A 20,532-nucleotide genomic window follows, 5' to 3' on the forward strand; every position below is an offset into this window, starting at 1 on the left:
GCCGTGTCAGAGACGGCTGATGCGCGGGAGCGTACGTGTGGCGTTCCCGGGGAGCTCTCGCCCGATCACGAGGTGGTGGTCGGAGGGCGTTCGGCTCGGCGAAGTGTCGTCAGATCAGCGGCACATTCGGCAACACATGACGGAGTCGCGGCCGGCCATCATCATGCCGGCATCCCCAAGGGCCTCGAAGGAGGTCAGGGTACGCGAGTTGTCAGTCATGGAGTCAGTAAAGCGAACCATGACTCGCGATGTCAAATCATTACGGAATATTGCAGGCGTTCACACAGTGCCGTAGAGGCGGTCCCCGGCGTCGCCGAGACCCGGGACGATGTAGCCGTTCTCGTTGAGGCGCTCGTCGAGGGCGCCCAGCACGATCGTCACGTTGCGGCCCTCGGTCGCCTTCTCCAGCGCCGCCAGGCCCTCCGGGGCGGCGAGGATGCAGATGGCGGTGACGTCGACCGCGTTGCGCTTGAACAGGAAGTCGATGGCCGCGCCGAGCGAGCCTCCCGTCGCCAGCATCGGGTCGAGGACGAAGCACTGGCGGTCGGAGAGGTCCTCCGGCAGGCGCTCGGCGTACGTCGTCGGCTCGAAGGTCTCCTCGTTGCGGGCCATGCCGAGGAACCCGACCTCGGCGGTCGGCATCAGGCGGACCATGCCCTCGAGCATCCCGAGCCCGGCGCGCAGGATGGGCACGACGAGCGGGCGCGGCTTGCTGATCGCGACGCCGGTGGTGGTCGTCACGGGGGTCTCGATCTCGATCGGCTCGACCCGCACCGCGCGGGTGGCCTCGTAGGCGAGCAGGGTCACGAGCTCTTCGGTGAGCGCGCGGAACACCGGCGACGGCGTGGTCTTGTCGCGGAGCACGGTCAGCTTGTGGGTGATGAGGGGGTGGTCCGCTACGTGCACTCGCATAGGCTCAAGGCTAGCCGACATCCCGCCTGGAGGATCCTGTGCCCCTGTCCGTCCCCGCCGACTACGAGCAGTGGATGCGGCGCGCCGTCGCCGACGCGCGCCTCGCGTTCGACACGGGCGACGTCCCGGTCGCCGCGCTCGTGCTCGACGAGCGCGGCGAGGTCATCGGCACGGGGCGCAACGAGCGCGAGCTGCACCACGACCCGACCGCGCACGCCGAGGTGCTCGCGCTGCGCCAGGCCGCGGCGGCACGCGACGACTGGCACCTCGAGGGCTGCACCCTCGTCGTGACGCTGGAGCCCTGCGTCATGTGCGCGGGGGCCGTGCTCGCCGCGCGCGTCCCGACCGTCGTATTCGGCGCCTGGGACGAGAAGGCCGGCGCCGCCGGATCGGTCTACGACGTGCTGCGCGACCGGCGGCTCAACCACCGGGTCGAGGTGTTCGCCGGGGTGCTCGCCGAGGAGTGCGCCGAACTGCTGCTCGACTTCTTCCGCGCCAAACGCTGAGCGGAGCGCGGGCGGGGCGGGCGGCTCAGCGCGGCAGCGCCTCCAGCCACTCCGAGAACGCCGCGCGCGAGGCCTCCTGCATCCGCGCCGAGTACAGCTCGCGGTCGCGGCGCAGCGCGTCGGGATCGATCGCCTGCTCGTCGAGCTCGTTGTACCCGTCCGACACCCACGACTCGTGCATCTCGTCCGTGACCTCGGGATGGAACTGCACCGCCAGCGCGAACCCGCCGATGGCGAACGCCTCGTTCGAGTAGTCGCTCGACGACGCCAGCCGCGTCGCCCGGTCGGGCAGCTCGAACGTGTCGCCGTGCCACTCCACGACCGGCACGCCCTCGAAGTGCCGGATGGGGGAGCTCGCGCCCGCCTCCGTCGTCTCGACCCGGCGGTAACCGATCTGGGTGGTGTCGCCCTTGTAGACGCGCTCGCCCAGCGCGCCGGCCATCAGCTGCGCGCCCAGGCACACGCCGAGCGTCGGCCGCTCGGCGTCGAGCCGCTCGCGCAGGAGCGCCTTCTCCGCCTCCAGGAACGGGAACTCGTCGGTCTGGTACGCGCCCATCTCGCCGCCGAGCACGACCACCAGGTCGGCGTCGGTCGGATCGACCGCCGCGACGTCCTCGGGCGTGCGCACCTCGACCACGCGCAGCTCGTACCCGTGCTCCTCCAGCGTGGGGCCGATGTTGCCGAGGTGGATGGTGGGGTCGTGCTGCAGGACGAGCGCGGTCCGCGTGGCTGTGCCGGTCAATCCAGGCCCTTCAGGATGATGGTGTCGGTCGCCGGGTGCTTCTCGTTCGGGTCGATCCAGACGTCCGGCTCGATGTAGATGACCCGGGCGGCGGGGACGGCGTCGCGGATGCGTCGCTCGACCGTGTTGATCGCGGCGGCGACGTCGGCGAGCCGCTGCTCGCCCGGCAGCGCCAGCTTGGCCGCGACCATCAGCTCGTCGGGGCCGAGGTACAGGGTCTTCATGTGGATGATGCGCTCGACCTCGTCGCCCGCCAGCACCGCGCGCTCGATCGCCTCGGCGTCCGCGTCGCTGGCGCCCTCGCCGACGAGGAGGCTCTTCGTCTCGATGCCGAGGATGATCGCCACCACGATCAGCAGCGCGCCGATCAGGAGGGTGCCGACGGCATCCCAGATCCCGTTGCCGGTGAGGACCGTCAGGCCGACGCCGATGAAGGCGAACACGAGACCCGTGAGGGCGGCCACATCCTCCAGCAGCACGACCGGCAGCTCGGGGGCCTTCGCCCGCCGCACGAACTGCGGCCACGACATGCCCTTCTTGTGCGGGCGCGACTCGTGCACCGCCGTGCGCAGCGAGAACGACTCCAGGCCGATCGCGATCAGCAGCACCAGGACCGGCAGCCACCAGTTGTCGAGCGGATGCGGGTGGGCCAGCTTCTCGAAGCCCTCGTAGAGCGAGAACACGCCGCCGACGGAGAACAGGATGATCGACACGACGAACGCGTACACGTAGCGCTCGCGGCCGTAGCCGAACGGGTGCTCCTTGTCCGCCTGCCGCTTCGCCTTGCGGCCGCCGAGCAGCAGGAGCAGCTGGTTGCCGGAGTCGGCGAGCGAGTGGACGCCCTCGGCGAGCATCGACGAGGAGCCGGAGAAGAACCAGGCGATGAACTTCGTCAGCGCGATGCCGAGGTTCGCGGAGAACGCCGCGACGATCGCCCTGGTGCCTCCTGATGCGCTCATGGACTCATCCTAGGATGGCCGCATGACCGACACGCAGAACGTGACGCTGCCCACCATCGCGATGCTCGGAGCCGGCTCCATGGGCCGCGCGATCCTCTCGGGCCTGCTCGCCCCCGGCGTCTCCGTCGCCGGCGGGGTGCGCGTGACCAACCGCTCCGCCGCCCGCGCCGCCGAGCTCGCCCGCACCCCCGGCGTCACCGCGTTCGCGACCGACGACGACCCCGAGGCGAACCGCCGCGCCGTCGAGGGCGCCGAGATCGTCATCGTCGCCGTCAAGCCCGGGATGGTGCCCGACCTGCTCCGCGAGATCGCGGACTCCCTCACTCCCGGAGCCGTCGTCGTGAGCGTCGCCGCCGGGGTCACCGTCGCGACGTTCGAGTCGCTGCTGCCCGACTCGATCTCCGTCGTCCGCTCGATGCCGAACACCCCCGCCGTCGTCGGCAAGGCCGTCACCGGGATCAGCGCCGGCACCCGCACCGAGCCCGAGGACCTCGCCCTCGTGCGCGCCCTGTTCGAGACCGTCGGCCAGGTCGTGGAGGTGCCCGAGTCGCAGCTGGACGCCCTCAGCACCATCTCCGGCTCCGGCCCCGCGTACGTGTTCCTCCTCATCGAGGCGCTCACCGACGCCGCCGTCGCCAAGGGGTTCACGCCGGAGCAGGCGGCCATCCTCGTGAACGGCACCTTCCTCGGCGCGTCGACCATGCTCGCCGCCTCCGACGACGGCCCCGCGGAGCTCCGCCGCCGCGTCACCAGCCCCAACGGCACCACTGAGCGCGCCGTCGCCGTCCTCGCCGACGCCGACCTCCCCGCCCTCTTCGCCCGCGCCACCGACGCCGCCCTCGCCCGCGCCCGCGAACTCGCCGCCGGCTGACCGCCGCGCCCGCCCGCCGTCCGCCCGCAGCCCGCAGCCCGCGAGCACAGGAAAAGTGCTCGGATTCGGCCGCGATCAGAGCACTTTTCCTGTGCTCGCGAGCAGGCGCCGCAGCCGGACGAGGAGGAAGGCGGGCGTGTGCAGGTCGTGGGCCGTGACGAAGAGGGGCGCCCAGCCGTGTGCCGTGAGGCGTTCGCGTCGCAGGATGTCGTCCCGGTAGGTGTGCGGGTCGGTCCGGTGGTGGTCGCCGAGGTACTCGATCGCCACGTGACGGTCGGGATACGCGAGGTCGACCATGGCGACCAGCTCGCCCGCGACGCTCATGATGCGATGGTTGAGCGCGGGCTCCGGGAACCCTTCGTCCTGGAGCAGGAGGCGGAGTCTCGTCTCCTGTGGTGACAACGACCCGTAGCGCGCGCGGTCTCGCGCGACGCGCAATGTCTTGACTCCGCGCATCCGTCCTCTGCGGGCGATTGCGCGATCGAGCGCTTCGATGGTGGTGGGCGGCGGCTCACCCGAGTACGGCTCGCGCCCGGTCACGAGCCAATCCGCGACGACCACCAGGTCCGTCGGCGAGAGCGACGAGGCCAATTGCGCCCAGGTGTCCTCGACGCCCATGACGGCGAGTCGCTCGATCGACGTGACCAGCTGGCCGGTGGCTTTCAGCTCGTGCGAGACGACACCCCTGAGCTGTGGAGCGCGCTGCGGCTCGAAGACGCTGATGTGCAAGTCGGCCTGAGGATCCGTGTGGCGCACAGGGAGCGGGAATCCGTGAAGCGCTGCCGCTGTCAGGTGGGAGAAGACCTGGCCCGGTTCCATCCGCACGCTCAGTGCGTGGGCACGTGCACGAAGGTCGGCGCCCTCGCCGGATCCCTCTACACGAACGCCATGAAACGGTCGCGCGAATCGTCGATTGCGCAGCGCCCCGCGCCCCATTCCCGCGGCGCTCGCATCCCGAACGGTGAACGCACGACCTAATCGCTGATCCTCCATCCCCACATCGTCCCCGAACCACCCAGACCCCGCCGGCGCTCTCCACAGTTGCCGCCGAGCACAGGAAAAGTGCTCTCGGATGTGCTGAAAACGAGCACTTTTACTGTGCTCGCGGGCCGGTGGCCGGTGGGCCGGTGGGCGGCGCGCGGGCGGGGCGGGTCAGGAGTCGAGGGCGGCGAAGCGTTCGATGTCGGCGGAGGTGCCGGAGATGATGATGAGGTCGTGGTTGGAGACGACGGTCTCGGCGGTGGCGTAGGTGAAGGGCTTGCCGGGGCTCTTCACGCCGACGACGGTGATGTTGTACTTGCTGCGCACGCCGGACTCGGTGAGGTTGAGGCCGCGGATGGGCTTCGGCGGGTACATCTTGACGAGCGCGAAGTCGTCGTCGAACTCGATGAAGTCGAGCATCCGGCCCGAGACGAGGTGGGCGACGCGCTCGCCGGCCTCCGCCTCCGGATAGATGACGTGGTTGGCGCCGATGCGCTCCAGGATCTTGCCGTGCGACTGCGAGATCGCCTTCGCCCAGATCTGGGGCACCTTGAGGTCGACGAGGTTGGCGGTGATGAGCACGCTGGCCTCGATGGAGGATCCCACGGCCACGACGCCGATGGAGAAGTCCTCCGCGCCGATCTGGCGCAGCGTCTCGATGGAGCGCGCATCCGCCTGCACGGTGTGGGTGACGCGGTCCGCCCACTTCTGCACGAGCCCGCCGTCGGTGTCGATGGCGAGCACCTCGCGGCCGAGGCGGTCGAGCTGGCCGGCCGTCGCGGCTCCGAACCGGCCGAGGCCGATCACCAGGACGGGGGCGTTGTGCTTGATCCGGTCAACCAACGAGCGGCCTCTCCTCGGGGTTCTGGTACAGCTGCTTGCGCTGGCTCTGCGCCAGCGCCGCAGCGAGTGTCACTGTACCAACGCGGCCGCAGAACATGGTGGCCGCCATCACGAACACCCCGGGGTCCGGGAGGGAGGCCGTCAGCCCGGTGGACAGGCCGCACGTCGCGAACGCGGAGATCACGTCGAAGAGCACATGGTCGAGCGGAGCCTTGGTCATCTGCGTCAGCACGATGGTCGACACGGCGACGATCGTGGCTCCCCACAGGGCGACCGCGACCGACAGCCGCAGCACGTCGATCGGGATGCGGCGGCGGAAGGCATCCATCGTCTCCACCCCGCGCGCCTCGGCGAACGCCGCCAGGAACAGCACCGCGAGCGTGGTGACCTTGATGCCGCCGGCCGTGGAGGCCGACCCGCCGCCGATGAACATCAGCATGTCGGTGACGAGCAGGCTCGACCCGTGGAGGTCGCTGATGTCGATCGTCGAGAACCCGCCCGATCTCGCCATGGTCGACAGGAAGAACGACTGGAACACGGTATGCCCGGCGTCGAGGTTCCCGAAGGTCTTGGGGTTGTCGAACTCGAGCACGATGTACATGACCGCGCCGGCGACGAGCAGGATGACCGACGTCAGCAGCGTCAGCTTGACGTGGATGGACCAGCGCCGCCGCTTCTTGCGCAGGTTGGAGGCGATGGCCAGGATGACCGGGAACCCGATGGCCCCGAGGAACACGCCGATCATGAGCGCGCCGAGGAACCAGAAGTCCTCCTTGAACGGCGTCAGCCCCTCCGCGTTCGGCGCGAACCCGGTGTTCGTGAACGCCATTGCCGAGTAGTAGAGGCTCTCCCAGAGCGCCGAGCCGAACGACATCCCGGCGATCAGCATCCGGGGCAGGAGCAGCAGCGCGACGAGCCCCTCGATGACGACCATGCTGAGCGCGACGGTCGTGAGCAGCTTGCCCACCTCGCCGAGCCGCACGGCCTGGCCCTCGGCGACGGGACCGGCGTGGATGCGCAGCGGGTTGCTGTCGCTGGCGGCCATGAGCTTGGCGCGCAGGCCGAGGCGGCGGGAGATGACCAGGCCCAGGATGCTCGCCATCGTGAGCACGCCGACCGCACCGATCTGCACGCCCAGGTAGACGAGCAGATGGCCGAAGACCGACCAGTGCGTCGCCATATCGACCGTCGACAGGCCGGTGACGCAGATGACCGAGACGGCGGTGAACAGAGCGTCCGCGAGGGGAGTGACCGTCTGCTTCACCGAGGCGATGGGCAGCGAGAAGAGCAGGGTGAAGATCAGGATGAGGAGCGTGAACACCAGGATCGCGAAGCGCGACGGGCTGCGGGAGGCGAAGCCGTTGATCGCGCCGCGCACCCGGTTCATGGGAACCGCGGTCCCGCGCCGGGCCGCCGGGGTCGTAGCCATGGTCCGTTCCCTCCCACCGAAGCTTCGGACATGGTACTCCGGGTGCGGAGTGACTAGCCTGGGGGGATGGCCGACATCTTCGACGTGATCGCCGACCCCACGCGGCGCGACATCCTCCGCGTGCTGCTCGACCGACACTCGGAGTCGGCGGACGGTGTGGGCGAGATCTCGGTCTCGGAGATCGTGGCGACGCTCGAGCTCAGCCAGCCGACCGTGTCGAAGCACCTCAAGGTGCTGCGGGAGGCCGGCCTCGTCTCGGTCCGCGAGGAGGGCCAGCACCGCTACTACCGGCTGGATGCGACCCCGCTCGAGCTGGTGGAGGACTGGATCATCCCGTTCACGACCGCCGACGTCGACGCCGCCGCCCTCTCGGCGCAGCTCGCCGAGGAGACCCGGGAGTTCGCCAGCACCGTCGGCAAGGTGCTCGCCGACACCCGCCACGCCGTGTCGAACGCGACCGAGCGCGTGACGAAGTGGCGTCGCGACTGACGTCCCGGTGCTTGCCGCGGGATCCCGCGCTCGCATAGAGTTCCTGTCACCCGCCGGCGGAGCCGAGTACCATGGCGGTCGGAAAGGTACGACGATGGCACACGATCTGCGCGACGTGCGCTTCTTGACGGTCGCCGAGGTGGCCGACATGATGCGCGTCTCCCGGATGACCGTGTACCGGATGGTGCATTCCGGCGAGCTTCCCGCGATCCGTTTCGGGCGCTCGTTCCGGGTCCCGGAGTCGGCCGTCGACCAGGCTCTGGAGGCTCTCGTGCCCTCCGAGAAGGGCGGCGTCGCCGATACGGCGTGACGTCGGGTAAACTGGTTGCTTGTGTCGCCGCGCACCCCGCGGCAAACCCCCCTAACTTTGTGAGGTCTACGTGGGTTCCGTTATCAAGAAGCGTCGCAAGCGTATGGCGAAGAAGAAGCACCGCAAGCTTCTCCGCAAGACGCGCCACCAGCGTCGCAACAAGAAGTAGACCTCAGAGTCTGCGGCTCAAGCGTCGGTCCGTCATGGCCCGGCGCTTTTTGCTGTGCTCGGGAGAGCTAGGCTGGACGCCGTGTCCGCCGTCTCCCTGACCCTCATCGGCAAGCCGGGCTGCCACCTGTGCGACGACGCCCGCGAGGTGATCCGCACGGTGGTCGACGGCCTCCCGGACGGCTCTCCCGCCGTGGAGGTGGAGGAGCTCAGCATCCTGGACGACCCGGCTCTGCACGAGAAGTACGTGGAGGAGATCCCGGTCGTGCTGGTCGGCGGGCGGATGCACACCTACTGGCGGGTCGATCCGGCCCGGCTGCGCACCGCGATCCTGGAGGACCGATGACCATTCGCCACGTCGTCACGTGGAAGCTCGCTGCGACCGACGAGTCCGAGCGGGCCGAGCACGCCGCCGCCGTCAAGGCGAAGCTGGAGTCGCTCGTGGGCGTCGTGCCCGAGATCGAGCGGCTCGAGGTGGGCGTCAACGTGCTCCCCGGCAACTTCGACCTGGTGCTGATCGGCGACTTCGCCGACCTGGATGCCGTGGCGCGCTACCAGGTGCACCCCGCGCACGAGGAGGTCGCGGCGTACATCCGCTCGGTCGTGGACGGCCGCAGCGCGGTCGACTTCGAGGTCTGAGCCGCGGTTCCCGCGCCCCTGTACGACGAAGCGCCCGGCCCCACAGGGGACCGGGCGCTTTCGCGTTGCTCCGGGTGACGTGAGCCGTCAGTAGCCGGGGGTGTCGTCGATGTCGCGGTCGCTGCGCCGGTACTCGGCGAGGAACTGCGTGAGCGTCGGGGCGTAGAGCTCGGCGACGAGGTCGCCGGCCTTCTGCCCGTCGCGGGCCTTCGCGGCCTCGAAGATCGCGGTGACGCGGGCCGGGAGGTCGTCGACGCCGAACGGCTGTGGCCACACGGCGATGTAGCGCAGCAGCTGCGGGCTGAGGCCCTCGCTCACGCCGAGCAGCACCGCGTTGTCCGCGCTGCGACCGAACTCGAGGAAGAAGTCGTTGAGGGCCCGGCCGAGGGCGGGCTTGTCGCCGGCCTTCGCGGTCTTCTTGACCTCCTTCTGGGCCTTGTCGAGGCGGCTGACGGCCGCGTTGTCGAGGCCGGGGACGGCGGCGCGGGCGGCGTGCTCGTGCAGCAGCCCGGTCGTGTAGATGGCCTCGTCGATCGCGCGGTGGTCGATCGGGGCGACGCGCGTGTAGCGGTTGGGCGCCATCTCGACCAGGCCGATGTCGGCGAGCTTCATCAGCGCCTCCCGGATCGGGGTGCGCGAGACGCCGAGCCACGAGGTGAGCTTGTCGTCGAGCAGGGTCTCGCCCGGCTCGAGCGTGCCGTCCAGGATGCCGTCGTAGAGACGGTTGTAGACGACGTCGCGCAGCAGCTGGCGCTCGACGGGGGCGGAGTCCTTCACGGGCAGCGGCATCAGGCGATCTTCCCTTCGGTGGCGGCGAACTCGTCGACCACGGTCGCGAGGCCGGTGCCCCAGTAGTCGTCGACGGCACGCGCGGCGCCTGCGGCGTCACCGTCGATGGCGGCCGTCACGAGCGACGTCAGCGCGGGGACGCCCGCGGCGAACGCGTCGCCGGACGGGGCGGCGACGAGGGCGCGGCGCACCTCCGGCAGGTGCCGCTTGAAGAGACGGGCGATGGTGCGGTTGTCGAGGCGGCGGACGAAGACGTCGATGAAGCCGTCCACGAGCACGTGGTCGCGCTCCAGGGCGGTCCCCTTCTCCGCGGCGGCCGCGCGCTCCGGGAGGCCGCGGAGCGTCTCCTTGTCGGCGTCGGTGAGGAGCGGCGTGGCGTCGCGGACGACTCCGCGCAGCAGGGTGCCGACCGTGTCGATCAGGCCGCGGAGGCGGACGGGGTCGATGGGGGTCACGCGGGTGCGCTTCTGCGGCATGATCTCGACCAGGCCCATGGTGGCGAGCTGGTTGAGGGCCTCGCGGACGGGGGTGCGGGAGACGCCCACCCACCGCTCGATCTCGGCGTCGTAGAGCTGTTCGCCGGGCGTGAGGTCTCCCTCGACGATCGCGTCGAGGAGACGGAGGAAGACTTCATCTCGGATGAGCCGTCTGGGGCTGACGGCCTCGGTTACGGGTACAGGCATACTTGAATATTACATCCGCTCAGCCTGGATACAATGCCGGGATTCAGAAGCGCTGGCCCAGTGCCTTCGCCTTGAGCGCGTCGAACTCGTTGGCGCTGATCACACCGCGGTCGAGCAGCTCCTTCGCCTGTGCGATGTCGCTCGACGGGCTGGAGGAGGCGACCGGGTGGAGGCCGTAGTCGTCGTCCTCCGGCACGGTCTGCCGTCGCTCGGCATTGCGCTCGGCCATCCCGCGACCGCGCGCGATCAGGTACACCAGCGCGGTGAGCCAGGGCAGGAACACCAGGAAGATGATCCAGAGCGCCTTCCACCAGCCGTTGAGCGTCTGGTCGCGGAAGAGGTCCGCCAGGATCCCGAACAGCACGAACAGATAGGCGACGAAGGCGAACGACCAGAAGATCAGCCAGAGCACATCCCAGAAATTGTTCATCCGTGACTCCCATCCCGTGGCGCTCACCGTAGCGGGCGGATCGGTCGGTGGCTAGACGCGGCGGGGCGCAGTGCCGGAGTTAGGCTGACCGCATGCCGCCGCCGCAGACGCCACCGCACCTCTGGCGGGGGCGCTCGGCCGGCGGGTGGATCGCGCTGATCGCCGGATTCGTCGTCGGCATCCCGCTGACCCTCGTGTCCGGCGTCGTGCTGCTCGCACTGGCGGTCGCGGCAGCGGTGGTGGCGCTCGTCGTGCGCCTGATCGGTCTGGCCGCGGCGTGGGTCTGGTTCGTCGTGCAGCGCTCGCGCCGCATCCCGTACCCGTTCCCCTCGCCTCCGCCCGTGCGCCGCCGGGCCCGACGCGTCGCGCTGAGCGGTCTCTATCTCTCCCTCGTCCCTCGCACGGTCGATGGGATCGCCCGACTGGCGGGCTGGCTGCTCGCGCCGCTCGCCCTCGGCGTGAGTGTCGCGGGCCTCGCGCTCCCGCGCTGGCGCGCCCGGCCGTACGTCGCCGTGTTCCGGTTGCCCGACCTGCTGCGGAAGGTCGTCGGCCTGGGGAGGCGGCGCGGCCTCCTGCGCGACGGGCACGACGCCCGGCTGCTCGGCTACGACGAGTTCCTCGCGGCCGCCTTCCCCCTGCTGCACGACTTCCTGCGGTGGTGGGCCGACCCGGCGGCGCCCGAACCCTACCGTCCGCCCGCGTCGCTCGGAGACGCGGCGACGGCGGCGGCGGAGGCGGCGCGGCTCGGCCTGCGTCTCGGGCCTCCCGTCGACCCTCTGGGTCAGCCCGGGCTCGCCGCCGGCGCGATGCGACGCCGCGCCGTGCGGTCGCTGCGGGAGGTCTTCCTCAGCCAGCGCGAGATCGACGACCTCTGCGATCCCGACCTCGACGACCGTGCCGACGTCGCGGTGATCCGCGTGATCCACCGCGCGGACGCGATGGGCCTGCGGCACTGGATCGTGCAGCTCCCGAGCACCAAGTCGTGGCACCCGCGGGCGGGCGCGGCGCCGAACGACCTCACCGCCGACCTCGTCATCGGCGCGGAGCGGCAGGCGACGATCACGCGCGCGGCGATCGCGACCATGCGCGCAGCGGGGATCGCGCGAGGGGAACCGGTGCTGCTCACCGGCTTCAGCCTCGGCGGGATGGTCGCCGCCCAGATCGCGCTCGCCGCGGCGGCCGACGGCTTCACGGTGACCCATCTCGTGGTCGGAGGGTCGCCTCTCGGGCGCTTCCCGCATCCTGCCGGCGTCCGAACGCTCGCGCTCGAGCACGTGCTCGACATCGTGCCGCGCATCGACGGTCGCGAGAACGCCGTCGACGCCGGTCCGGACGGCCTGCTCACAGTGAAGGCGGCGCCCCCGCTCTCCGTCGGGTTCCGCCTCGGCGCGCTGCACCAGTCCACCGCCTACGCCGACACGGCCGGGATCGTGGAGGCACGGCCACCGGACGAACGCGTCGCCGCCTTCCTCGCCGAGCTGGCGCCCTTCCTCGGTGCCGGACAGCACGTGGACGACCGGGCCGCCCAGCGCGCCGGCGACCTGCCGCCGCGCGCGTCCGTGCCGATCTACCTGCGCAACACGGTGGAGGAGGGGATCACCCGGCAGAGCCTGCGGCAGACGGTGCGACGCATCTCCGGGGTCATCGCCGTCGACGTCTACCAGTCGCGCTCAGGATTCGCGACGACGGTGATCTGGAACGCCGACATCCTCGCGACCGCGCTCGGCCCCTGGCTCTCGAACCGCAGTCGCGCCGCCGTCTACCGCGGCCTCCTCTCACTGCTCGGGCGGCGCGGTGCCGTCGGGGTCCACCTGCGGGTGCAGGCCAAGCGGACGCCGGGCATCACCTGGGAGGCGACGCTGCAGCGCATGGCCGACGGCCGCTGGCGCGAGACGATCGACATCACCGTCGACGACCGCGCCGACCCTGCGGAGGTCGCCCGGCTGTTCCCCGGCGGGACGCAGCCGGTGGTCCTGGTGCACCCGCCGCGGGCCTTCGGCTCCATCGCGGTCATGGCGCAGCCGGGCTGACCTCCCTACGATGGAGCCCACGCCGATCGAGGAGGACGCGGATGGGACGCGAGAGCTACTGGAGCACCGACCCGGACGACCTGTTGCGGGCCGGACCCGGCTTCCGCCTGTCGGAGCGCGACCCGGGCGGCAAGCCCGCGTTCGACGGCGACAAGCGCGACGGCGAGAAGGCGCTCGCCGAGGGCGCCGGGATCCTCGCGGACCTCCAGGAGCGGCTCTACGCGGCGGGCACCCAGGGCGACCAGCGACGGGTCCTGCTCGTGCTGCAGGCGATGGACACCGCGGGCAAGGGCGGCATCGTCTCCCACGTCGTCGGTGCGATGAACCCGGGCGGCGTCCGCTACACGGGTTTCAAGAAGCCGACGCCGGAGGAGCTCGCGCACGACTTCCTCTGGCGCATCGAGAAGGCGGCGCCCGCCGCCGGGCAGGTCGGCGTCTTCGACCGCTCCCACTACGAGGACGTGCTGATCGGCCGCGTGCGACAGCTCGCGCCGGCCGACGAGATCGAGCGGCGGTACCGCGCGATCAACGACTTCGAGCGCGAGCTGACCGAGACCGGAACGACCATCGTCAAGGTCATGCTGCACCTCGGCAAGGACGAGCAGAAGAAGCGCCTCGCGGACCGGCTCGACCGCGAGGACAAGCGCTGGAAGTTCACGACCAACGACGTCGACGAGCGGATGCTGTGGGACGACTACCAGGAGGCCTTTCAGCTCGTGTTCGAACGCACCTCCACCGACATCGCGCCCTGGTTCGTGGTGCCCGCCGACCGCAAGTGGTACGCCCGGATCGCCGTGCAGCACCTCCTGATCGACGCCCTGGAGCGGATGGAGCTCGGCTGGCCCGTGCCCTCCTACGACGTGGAGGAGCAGCGCAACCGGCTGGCGGCGACCTGAGGCCCGCGTCGCCGGTCTCAGGGGATCGGGATCGGGCTCGGGCGGGGGCCCGGCCTCAGCCGAAGGCCTCCACGATCGGGCGGAACTTCATCGTCGTCTCGGCGAGCTCGCGCTCGGGATCGGAGTCGGCGACGATGCCCGCGCCCGCGTAGGCGGTCAGATCGCCGTCGGGGGCGATCTGCGCGCAGCGGAGGGCGATCGCCCACTCGCCGTCGCCGTCGCCGCCGACCCAGCCGACCGGCCCGGCGTAGCGGCCGCGGTCGAAGGGCTCGAGCTCGCGGATGACCGCGAGGGCGTCCTGCCGCGGGGTGCCCGCGACGGCCGCCGTGGGGTGGAGGGCGTCGGCCAGATCGAGCGAGCTCGCGCCGTCGCTGAGGGTGCCTGCGACGTCGGTCGCCAGGTGCCAGAGGTTCGGGAGCTTGAGGGTGAAGGGGAGGTCGCTGGCGTCCAGGTCGGCGCTGTGCGGGCGCAGGGCCTCCAGCACGCTGGCGACCGCGAACCGGTGCTCCTCCTGGTCCTTGGTGCTGCTCGCCAGGGTGACCGCGGCGTCGTGGTCGGCGACCGCGTCCGCCCCGCGCGAGATCGTCCCGGCGAGGACGCGCGCCGTGACGGTGCCGTGGTGCACCCGCACCAGCGTCTCGGGGGAGGAGCCGACGAGACCGTCGACGGCGAACGTCCAGCACTCCGGGTAGCCGAGGGCCAGCTCGACGAGCGCGCGACGGAGGTCGGACTCGAGCGGCAGGTGCCCGGCGAGGTCGCGTGCGAGGACGGTCTTGGAGAGGTCGTGCTCCCGGATGCGCGCAACGGCGGCGGAGACCGCGGCGCGGTAGCCGTCCTTGCCGAGCGTGCCGGGGAGGAGGGCCAGCCGGTACTCGTCGCCGAGCGGGGTCCGCGGCGGAAGGGCGGCGGTGCCAGAGGTCGCGGTGGCGTCCACGCCGTTCGCGTCGACCGGCCGGATGCGGGTGATCCAGCTGCGGCCGTCGCGGCGGCCGAGGATGATCTCGGGGACGATCAGCGTGCTGGTCGCTGCGCTCTCGTCCGCGAACGCGAAGGTGCCGAAGGCGACCAGGCCGGTGCCGGGAGTGCGCACGGAGTCGGCGATCGTCGCGGCGGCGACGGTCTCGCGCCACGCGGCGGAGGCGTCGGCGATGCGGTCGGGGCCGGAGAACTCGAGCCGGAGCGCCTCGCCGATGCCGGCGATCCCCTCGCCCTTCCGCAGCCACAGGAGAGGGGTGCGGGCATCGATGTAGGGGATGAGCTGGCGTACGTCGTCGAGGGGTGTCGTCTCGACCGAGAGCGCCGTCACGTCCGTCGCCTGTCGCGTGGTCGCTGGTGCTGTCACCGCTACAGACTACGCCCGGCACGCTGGGCGTCCGATGCGCGCCCCCTGCGCATTGACCGCGCATTCGCCGCGCAGGCGCCGTCCATCCCGCCCCGGGAATGCACGGGATCACGGCGCAGCCTAAGCTGGTGGGGTGAGTAAGGCCGACCTCGACAAAAAGCCCGCCCAGGTCGCCGCCATGTTCGATGAGGTGTCGACCCACTACGACCGGACCAACACGGTCCTGTCGGTGGGCAACGCATCCCTCTGGCGTGTGGCGACGACGCGTGCCGTCGGACCGCGCGCCGGCGAACGGATCCTCGACGTCGCGGCCGGGACCGGCACGTCGAGCGCATCCCTCGCCCGCAACGGCGCAAGCGTCGTCGCCGCGGACTTCTCCGAGGGGATGATCGAGGTCGGGCGCCGCCGCCAGGCCGACAACCCCTACGTCACCTTCGTGCAGGCCGACGCGATGAAGCTGCCCTTCGACGACGACTCGTTCGACGCCGTCACGATCTCCTTCGGCCTCCGCAACATCGTCGACCCGCGCACGGCGCTCGCCGAGTTCTACCGCGTCACCAAGCCCGGCGGCCGCGTCGTGATCTGCGAGTTCTCCCACCCCCCGGTCGCGCTCATCCGCGCCGGATACAGCGCCTACCTCAAGTACGGCATGCCCGTGCTCGCCAAGCTCGCGAGCTCGAATCCGGCCGCCTACGAGTACCTCATGGACTCCATCCAGGCGTGGCCGGCCCAGCCGGAACTCGCCGGATGGCTGCGCGAGGCCGGCTACGAGTCGGTCGCCTGGCGCAACCTGACCGCCGGCATCGTGGCCCTGCACCGCGGCCGCAAGCCCCTGGAGGCGGCGCCCGCGAAGGCGGCGAAGCCGGTGGCTGCGGAGAAGCCTGCTGCTGCGGAGAAGCCTGCTGCTGCGGGGAAGCCTGCTGCACCGGAGAAGCCTGCCGCTGAGGCGGCGAAGCCAGCTGCCGCCGCGAAGCCAGCTGCCGCCGCGAAGCCGGCGACTGCCACTTCGAAGCCCGCTGCTGCCAAGCCCGCTGCTGCCAAGCCCGCTGCTGCCAAGCCCGCTGCCGCGAAGCCGGCCGACGCCGCCAAGCCCGCCGCTGCCAGGGCTGCCGCCGCGAAGCCCGCGTCCGCGTCCGCGCCCGCAAAGAAGGCCGCTCCGGCTGCGAAGAAGCCCGCGACCACCGCGAAGCCCGCGACCGCCGCGAAGCCTGTCGCCACCGCGAAGCCTGCCGGCGCCGCGAAGCCCGCGGCCACCGCGAAGCCTGCCGGCGCCGCGAAGCCCGCGACCACCGCGAAGCCCGCCGCCGCGGCGACGCCCGCCACCAAGAAGCCTGCTCCGGCGAAGCCGGCAGCCGACGGAACGTCCTCGACACCGTCCATCCCATCTGAGGGGGAGTAGTGCCACGAAGTGTTCCCGGAGTGCGCCGTCCTGCGTCGGTGTCCAGCCAGGTCGGCCTGACCGAGCGGATCTTCTCCCGCGGTGAGGATCGCGCCCTCGCGGCCGCCGTCGACGACGGGCTGGTGCAGATCGAGGACGGTCTGCGCGACCAGATGCAGTTCGCCGACGAGCTCGCGGACGTCACGGCCCGCTACCTGCTCGAGGCCGGCGGCAAGCGCGTGCGCCCGATGCTGACCCTGCTCGCGGCGCAGCTCGGCCGGGGGACCACGCCCCAGGTGCTGCAGGCCGCCCAGGCGGTCGAGATCACCCACCTCGCGTCGCTCTATCACGACGACGTCATGGACGACTCGCAGATGCGCCGCGGCGTCCCGAGCGCGCAGTTCGTCTGGGGCAACTCGGTCGCGGTGCTGACCGGCGACCTGCTCTTCGCCCGTGCGAGCAAGCTCGTCTCCGCCCTGGGCGAGCGTGCCATCCAGCTGCAGGCGGACACGTTCGAGCGGCTCTGCCTCGGCCAGCTGCACGAGACCATCGGGCCGCGCGACGGCGAGGACCCGATCGCCCACTACCTCACGGTGCTCGAGGACAAGACGGGCTCGCTGATCGCCGTCGCCGCTCAGATGGGCGTGGTCTTCTCGGGTGCGGACGAGAGCTACGAGCAGCCGGTCGTGACGTTCGGCGAGAAGATCGGCGTCGCGTTCCAGATCATCGACGACGTGATCGACCTCTCGGCCAAGGGCGTCGAGGAGACCGGCAAGACCCCGGGCAACGACCTGCGCGCCGGCGTCGCGACCCTCCCCGTGCTGCGCCTGCGCGAGCGCGCGGCGACCGACCCCTCCGCCGCCGAGCTGCTCGAGCGGCTCGAGCGCGACGTGATCGGCACCGCCGACGAAGGCCCCGTCACCCCGCAGGCGACCGCCGCGATCGCGGCCCTGCGCGAGCACGAGGTCACCCACCAGACCCTGGAGGAGGCCCACCGGTGGGCGCGCGAGGCCGTCGAGGCGCTCGCCCCCCTGCCCGACGGTCCCGTCAAGAAGGCGCTCGTCCGGTTCGCGGACACGATCGTCGAACGCTCCAGCTGAACACGAAGGATACGACGCATGACCAAACTCCGACTGGCCATCGTGGGCGCCGGGCCCGCCGGCATCTACGCCGCGGACATCCTGCTCAAAGCGGAACGCGGCTTCGACGTGTCCATCGACCTCTTCGAGCAGCTGCCCGCGCCGTACGGCCTGGTGCGCTACGGCGTCGCGCCTGACCACCCCCGCATCAAGGGCATCATCACGGCGCTGCGGGATGTGCTCGACCGCGGCGACATCCGCATCTTCGGCAACGTGAACTTCGGCACCGACATCACGCTGGACGACCTGAAGCGCCACTACAACGCCGTCATCTTCTCGACCGGCGCCATCCGCGACGCCGACCTCGACATCCCGGGCATCGACCTGAAGGGCTCGTACGGGGCCGCCGAGTTCGTGAGCTGGTTCGACGGCCACCCCGACGTGCCGCGCACGTGGCCGCTGGAAGCCGAGTCCGTCGCCGTCATCGGCAACGGCAACGTCGCGCTCGACGTGTCGCGCATCCTCGCGAAGCACGCCGAGGACCTGCTGCCCACCGAGATCCCGGACAACGTCTACGAGATCCTGCAGAACTCGCCCGTGACCGACGTGCACGTCTTCGGGCGCCGCGGCCCGGCGCAGGTGAAGTTCACCCCGCTGGAGCTGCGCGAGCTCGGCGAGCTGCGCGACGTCGACATGATCGTCTACGACGAGGACTTCGACTACGACGAGCAGTCGAAGGACGCCATCGCCAGCAACAAGCAGGTCATGGTGATCGACCGGGTGCTGCAGCAGTGGCGCCAGCGCGAGGTGGGCGCGGCCTCCCGTCGCCTGCACCTGCACTTCTACGCCAAGCCGCTCGAAGTGCTCTCGGACGAGGACGGCCGCGTGCGCGCCATCCGCTACGAGCGCACTGAGCCCGACGGCGAGGGCGGGGTGCGCGGCACCGGCGAGATCCGCGAGGTCGAGATCCAGGCGCTCTACCGCGCCGTCGGCTACTTCGGCTCCCCGCTGCCCGAGATCCCCTTCGACGCGAAGCACGGCGTCATCCCGAACCACGAGGGCCAGGTGCTGCGCGGCGACGACAACGAGCGCATGTACGGCGTCTACGCCACCGGGTGGATCAAGCGCGGCCCCGTCGGGCTCATCGGACACACCAAGTCGGACGCGATGGAGACGATCAAGCATGTGATCAACGATCAGGGCAATTGGTGGTCCCCCACCGACCCTGACGAGGAATCCGTGGATAACCTCCTGCGCGAGCGAGGTGTGGAGTACACCGACCTCGACGGCTGGCACAACCTCGACGAGCACGAGCAGGCCCTCGGCGCCGAGCGCGGACGCGCCCGCATCAAGGTCGTGCCGCGCGACGAGATGGTGCGCGTCTCCAATCGCACGTCGGTCTCGGCCTCCTCGGACGACTGAGCACCGGCGCCCGCGGTAGCGACTGCGGCGCCGCGGGACTTCTGCGGCGCGGCGACCGGGGGCAGTCGTCCCGGGACGGCGCAGTCGCACCGCGCACATGCCGGGTGTACCGGTCCGTCGCGCGACCTGGCACGCTGGGGGGATGACGCGAGAGCACGACTGGCAGCCGGACGTGCTCGGCGAGCCGTTCGAGCAGCTCACGCTCCCGCTCCGCCCTGACAACGAGGGCGAGGTCGTCGCGACCCTGGTGCGGTACGTCCCCGCTCCGCGGCTCGCCGATCTGCGCCCGCACCGCCCGGCCGCCGAGGCGGACGTGCTCTACGTGCACGGCTGGTCCGACTACTTCTTCCAGAAGGAGCTCGCGCAGTTCTGGCACGATCGCGGCGCGCGGTTCTTCGCCCTCGACCTGCGGAAGTACGGCCGCAGTCTGCGGGAGGGGCAGACTCCGGGATTCGTGGACGACCTGGCGACCTACGACGAGGACATCGAGGCTGCGCTCACGGTGCTGGGGCACGGTGAGGGGTCGACCTCCCACCGGAAGCTCATCCTGCTGGGCCACTCGACCGGCGGCCTGACGCTCAGCCTGTGGACGAACCGGCACCCGGGGCGCGCGCACGCGCTCGTGCTCAACAGCCCGTGGCTGGAGTTCCAGGCGGGCGGTCCGGGACGCGCCGCCCTCGCGCCGCTGATCGACCTCCACGCGCGGCTCGATCCCAAGGCGGCGCTGCCGAACGTCGACCTCGGCTACTACACGCGCTCCGTCTCGAAGACGATGGACGGCGAGTGGGACTACGACCTGGCCTGGCGCCCGGTGCGCGGCTTCACCGTCCACCCGGCATGGCTGACCGCGATCCTGGCCGGTCACGCCCGCGTCGCGGCCGGCCTGTCCCTGGACGTGCCGGTGCTCACGCTGCTGTCGGCGCGGTCGGCCCTGCTGCCGTACTGGACGCCCGAGATGATGAGCAGCGACATCGTGCTCGTCGTGCAGGACATCGCGAAGCGGGCGCTCGGACTCGCGCCGACCGTCACCGTCTCACGCATCGACGGCGCCCTGCACGACGTGTTCCTGTCGCGGGAGCAGCCGCGGGGCGTCGCCTACGCGGAGATGGAGCGCTGGATCCGGGGATACGTCAGCGGAAGTTGACGAACTGGAGGGCGACATCGAGGTCGGCGCCCTTGAGCAGCGCCATCGTGGCCTGCAGGTCGTCGCGGCTCTTCGAGGAGACGCGGAGCTCGTCGCCCTGGATCTGCGCCTTGACCGACTTCGGGGCCTCGTCGCGGATGAGCTTGGAGATCTTCTTCGCGGCGTCCTGCTCGATGCCGTTCTTGAGCCCGATCTCGATCCGGAACTCCTTGCCCGAGGCGTACGCGTCGCCGGCGTCGAGCGACTTGAGGGTGATGCCGCGCTTGATCATCTTGGACTCGACGACCTCGAGGACGGCCTTCACGCGCTCCTCGGTGTTGGCCTTGAGCAGGATCTTCTCGCCGCTCCACTCGACCGAGGCGCCGACGTTCTTGAAGTCGTAGCGCTGCTCGACCTCCTTGCGCGCCTGGTTGACGGCGTTGTCCGCCTCCATCTTGTCGACCTTGCTGACGACGTCGAACGTGGAGTCTGCCACGATAACCATCCGATC

24 protein-coding genes are annotated in these 20,532 nt (G+C 70.9%); 13 read left to right on the forward strand and 11 right to left on the reverse strand.

All coding sequences use genetic code 11. The annotated features are described in order from the left end of the window. Positions 1–279: 279 nt before the first annotated feature. Complete coding sequence (upp, locus tag BGO91_RS11000) at positions 280–912, reverse strand: uracil phosphoribosyltransferase (protein WP_290472806.1); 633 nt, start codon at positions 910–912, stop codon at positions 280–282. Positions 913–950: 38 nt separating this feature from the next. Between upp and tadA the strand changes: the two genes are divergently transcribed. After that, positions 951–1,418, forward strand: coding sequence for a tRNA adenosine(34) deaminase TadA (gene tadA / locus BGO91_RS11005; protein WP_290472807.1), 468 nt, complete (start codon positions 951–953; stop codon positions 1,416–1,418). A gap of 25 nt (positions 1,419–1,443) precedes the next feature. Here the strand turns inward: tadA and BGO91_RS11010 are convergent, their stop codons facing one another. Both BGO91_RS11010 and BGO91_RS11015 read right to left on the reverse strand, forming a co-directional pair. Beyond that, entirely contained in the window at positions 1,444–2,160 is a 717-nt protein-coding gene (locus BGO91_RS11010) for a gamma-glutamyl-gamma-aminobutyrate hydrolase family protein (protein WP_290472808.1), read from the reverse strand. Further along, a complete protein-coding gene (locus BGO91_RS11015) occupies positions 2,157–3,119 on the reverse strand; it encodes a cation diffusion facilitator family transporter (protein ID WP_290472809.1) in 963 nt (320 codons plus the stop codon). The genes BGO91_RS11010 and BGO91_RS11015 overlap by 4 nt, the downstream gene beginning before the upstream one ends. 22 nt (positions 3,120–3,141) lie before the next feature. Between BGO91_RS11015 and proC the strand changes: the two genes are divergently transcribed. Further along, on the forward strand, positions 3,142–3,990 hold the full coding sequence (gene proC, locus BGO91_RS11020) for a pyrroline-5-carboxylate reductase (RefSeq protein WP_290472810.1): 849 nt from the start codon (positions 3,142–3,144) through the stop codon (positions 3,988–3,990). 75 nt (positions 3,991–4,065) lie between these two features. Here the strand turns inward: proC and BGO91_RS11025 are convergent, their stop codons facing one another. The 3 genes from BGO91_RS11025 to BGO91_RS11035 form a co-directional block, all read right to left on the reverse strand. Further along, entirely contained in the window at positions 4,066–4,983 is a 918-nt protein-coding gene (locus BGO91_RS11025; RefSeq protein WP_290472811.1) for a hypothetical protein, read from the reverse strand. A 159-nt stretch (positions 4,984–5,142) separates the two neighbouring features. Then, positions 5,143–5,814: a TrkA family potassium uptake protein gene (locus BGO91_RS11030; RefSeq protein WP_179700238.1), complete on the reverse strand. Its 672-nt coding sequence runs from the start codon at positions 5,812–5,814 to the stop codon at positions 5,143–5,145. Further along, positions 5,807–7,201: a potassium transporter TrkG gene (locus BGO91_RS11035; protein ID WP_290473136.1), complete on the reverse strand. Its 1,395-nt coding sequence runs from the start codon at positions 7,199–7,201 to the stop codon at positions 5,807–5,809. Before BGO91_RS11035 ends, BGO91_RS11030 begins: the two co-directional genes overlap by 8 nt. A gap of 108 nt (positions 7,202–7,309) precedes the next feature. On the opposite strand from BGO91_RS11035, the gene BGO91_RS11040 reads away from it, so the two are divergent. The 5 genes from BGO91_RS11040 to BGO91_RS11060 all read left to right on the forward strand — a co-directional run bounded on the left by BGO91_RS11040 (position 7,310) and on the right by BGO91_RS11060 (position 8,849). After that, complete coding sequence (locus BGO91_RS11040) at positions 7,310–7,732, forward strand: metalloregulator ArsR/SmtB family transcription factor (protein ID WP_290472812.1); 423 nt, start codon at positions 7,310–7,312, stop codon at positions 7,730–7,732. Between the two features lie 94 nt (positions 7,733–7,826). Beyond that, positions 7,827–8,042 (forward strand): helix-turn-helix domain-containing protein, encoded by a 216-nt coding sequence (locus BGO91_RS11045; protein ID WP_290472813.1) that lies wholly within the window; start codon positions 7,827–7,829, stop codon positions 8,040–8,042. Positions 8,043–8,112: 70 nt separating this feature from the next. After that, a complete protein-coding gene (locus BGO91_RS11050; protein WP_003792170.1) occupies positions 8,113–8,211 on the forward strand; it encodes an AURKAIP1/COX24 domain-containing protein in 99 nt (32 codons plus the stop codon). A gap of 81 nt (positions 8,212–8,292) precedes the next feature. Next, positions 8,293–8,556: a glutaredoxin family protein gene (locus BGO91_RS11055; protein ID WP_290472814.1), complete on the forward strand. Its 264-nt coding sequence runs from the start codon at positions 8,293–8,295 to the stop codon at positions 8,554–8,556. Beyond that, positions 8,553–8,849 (forward strand): Dabb family protein, encoded by a 297-nt coding sequence (locus BGO91_RS11060; RefSeq protein ID WP_290472815.1) that lies wholly within the window; start codon positions 8,553–8,555, stop codon positions 8,847–8,849. Before BGO91_RS11055 ends, BGO91_RS11060 begins: the two co-directional genes overlap by 4 nt. A gap of 87 nt (positions 8,850–8,936) precedes the next feature. On the opposite strand, the gene BGO91_RS11065 is transcribed toward BGO91_RS11060, so the two are convergent. The 3 genes from BGO91_RS11065 to BGO91_RS11075 are packed head-to-tail and all read right to left on the reverse strand — an operon-like array spanning position 8,937 to position 10,751. Further along, complete coding sequence (locus BGO91_RS11065; protein ID WP_290472816.1) at positions 8,937–9,638, reverse strand: GntR family transcriptional regulator; 702 nt, start codon at positions 9,636–9,638, stop codon at positions 8,937–8,939. Beyond that, positions 9,638–10,321, reverse strand: a complete 684-nt coding sequence (locus BGO91_RS11070) for a GntR family transcriptional regulator (RefSeq protein WP_290472817.1) — start codon at positions 10,319–10,321, stop codon at positions 9,638–9,640. Before BGO91_RS11070 ends, BGO91_RS11065 begins: the two co-directional genes overlap by 1 nt. A gap of 43 nt (positions 10,322–10,364) precedes the next feature. Further along, on the reverse strand, positions 10,365–10,751 hold the full coding sequence (locus BGO91_RS11075; protein WP_290472818.1) for an SHOCT domain-containing protein: 387 nt from the start codon (positions 10,749–10,751) through the stop codon (positions 10,365–10,367). Positions 10,752–10,843: 92 nt separating this feature from the next. Between BGO91_RS11075 and BGO91_RS11080 the strand changes: the two genes are divergently transcribed. Both BGO91_RS11080 and BGO91_RS11085 read left to right on the forward strand, forming a co-directional pair. Continuing rightward, positions 10,844–12,781 carry a hypothetical protein gene (locus BGO91_RS11080; protein WP_290472819.1) on the forward strand — a complete coding sequence of 646 codons (1,938 nt, stop codon included), beginning with the start codon at positions 10,844–10,846 and terminating at the stop codon, positions 12,779–12,781. A 41-nt stretch (positions 12,782–12,822) separates the two neighbouring features. Continuing rightward, positions 12,823–13,677, forward strand: coding sequence for a polyphosphate kinase 2 family protein (locus BGO91_RS11085; protein WP_290472820.1), 855 nt, complete (start codon positions 12,823–12,825; stop codon positions 13,675–13,677). 55 nt (positions 13,678–13,732) lie between these two features. Here the strand turns inward: BGO91_RS11085 and BGO91_RS11090 are convergent, their stop codons facing one another. After that, entirely contained in the window at positions 13,733–15,019 is a 1,287-nt protein-coding gene (locus BGO91_RS11090) for an isochorismate synthase MenF (RefSeq protein ID WP_290472821.1), read from the reverse strand. A gap of 133 nt (positions 15,020–15,152) precedes the next feature. Here BGO91_RS11090 and BGO91_RS11095 point away from each other — a divergent pair, with 133 nt between their 5' ends. From BGO91_RS11095 to BGO91_RS11110, 4 genes are all read left to right on the forward strand, one after another. Next, complete coding sequence (locus BGO91_RS11095; protein ID WP_290472822.1) at positions 15,153–16,418, forward strand: demethylmenaquinone methyltransferase; 1,266 nt, start codon at positions 15,153–15,155, stop codon at positions 16,416–16,418. 20 nt (positions 16,419–16,438) lie between these two features. After that, positions 16,439–17,497, forward strand: a complete 1,059-nt coding sequence (locus tag BGO91_RS11100; RefSeq protein WP_290472823.1) for a polyprenyl synthetase family protein — start codon at positions 16,439–16,441, stop codon at positions 17,495–17,497. Positions 17,498–17,515: 18 nt separating this feature from the next. Then, on the forward strand, positions 17,516–18,898 hold the full coding sequence (locus BGO91_RS11105; RefSeq protein WP_290472824.1) for an FAD-dependent oxidoreductase: 1,383 nt from the start codon (positions 17,516–17,518) through the stop codon (positions 18,896–18,898). Positions 18,899–19,040: 142 nt separating this feature from the next. Beyond that, a complete protein-coding gene (locus BGO91_RS11110; RefSeq protein WP_290472825.1) occupies positions 19,041–20,042 on the forward strand; it encodes an alpha/beta hydrolase in 1,002 nt (333 codons plus the stop codon). Here BGO91_RS11110 and BGO91_RS11115 read toward each other — a convergent pair. Beyond that, positions 20,029–20,517 carry a YajQ family cyclic di-GMP-binding protein gene (locus BGO91_RS11115; protein ID WP_290472826.1) on the reverse strand — a complete coding sequence of 163 codons (489 nt, stop codon included), beginning with the start codon at positions 20,515–20,517 and terminating at the stop codon, positions 20,029–20,031. The two genes, BGO91_RS11110 and BGO91_RS11115, sit on opposite strands and share 14 nt — an antisense overlap. Between the last annotated feature and the right edge of the window lie 15 nt (positions 20,518–20,532).

This window comes from Leifsonia sp. 71-9 (assembly GCF_001898805.1).
In the GTDB taxonomy this organism is placed as follows: domain Bacteria; phylum Actinomycetota; class Actinomycetes; order Actinomycetales; family Microbacteriaceae; genus Leifsonia.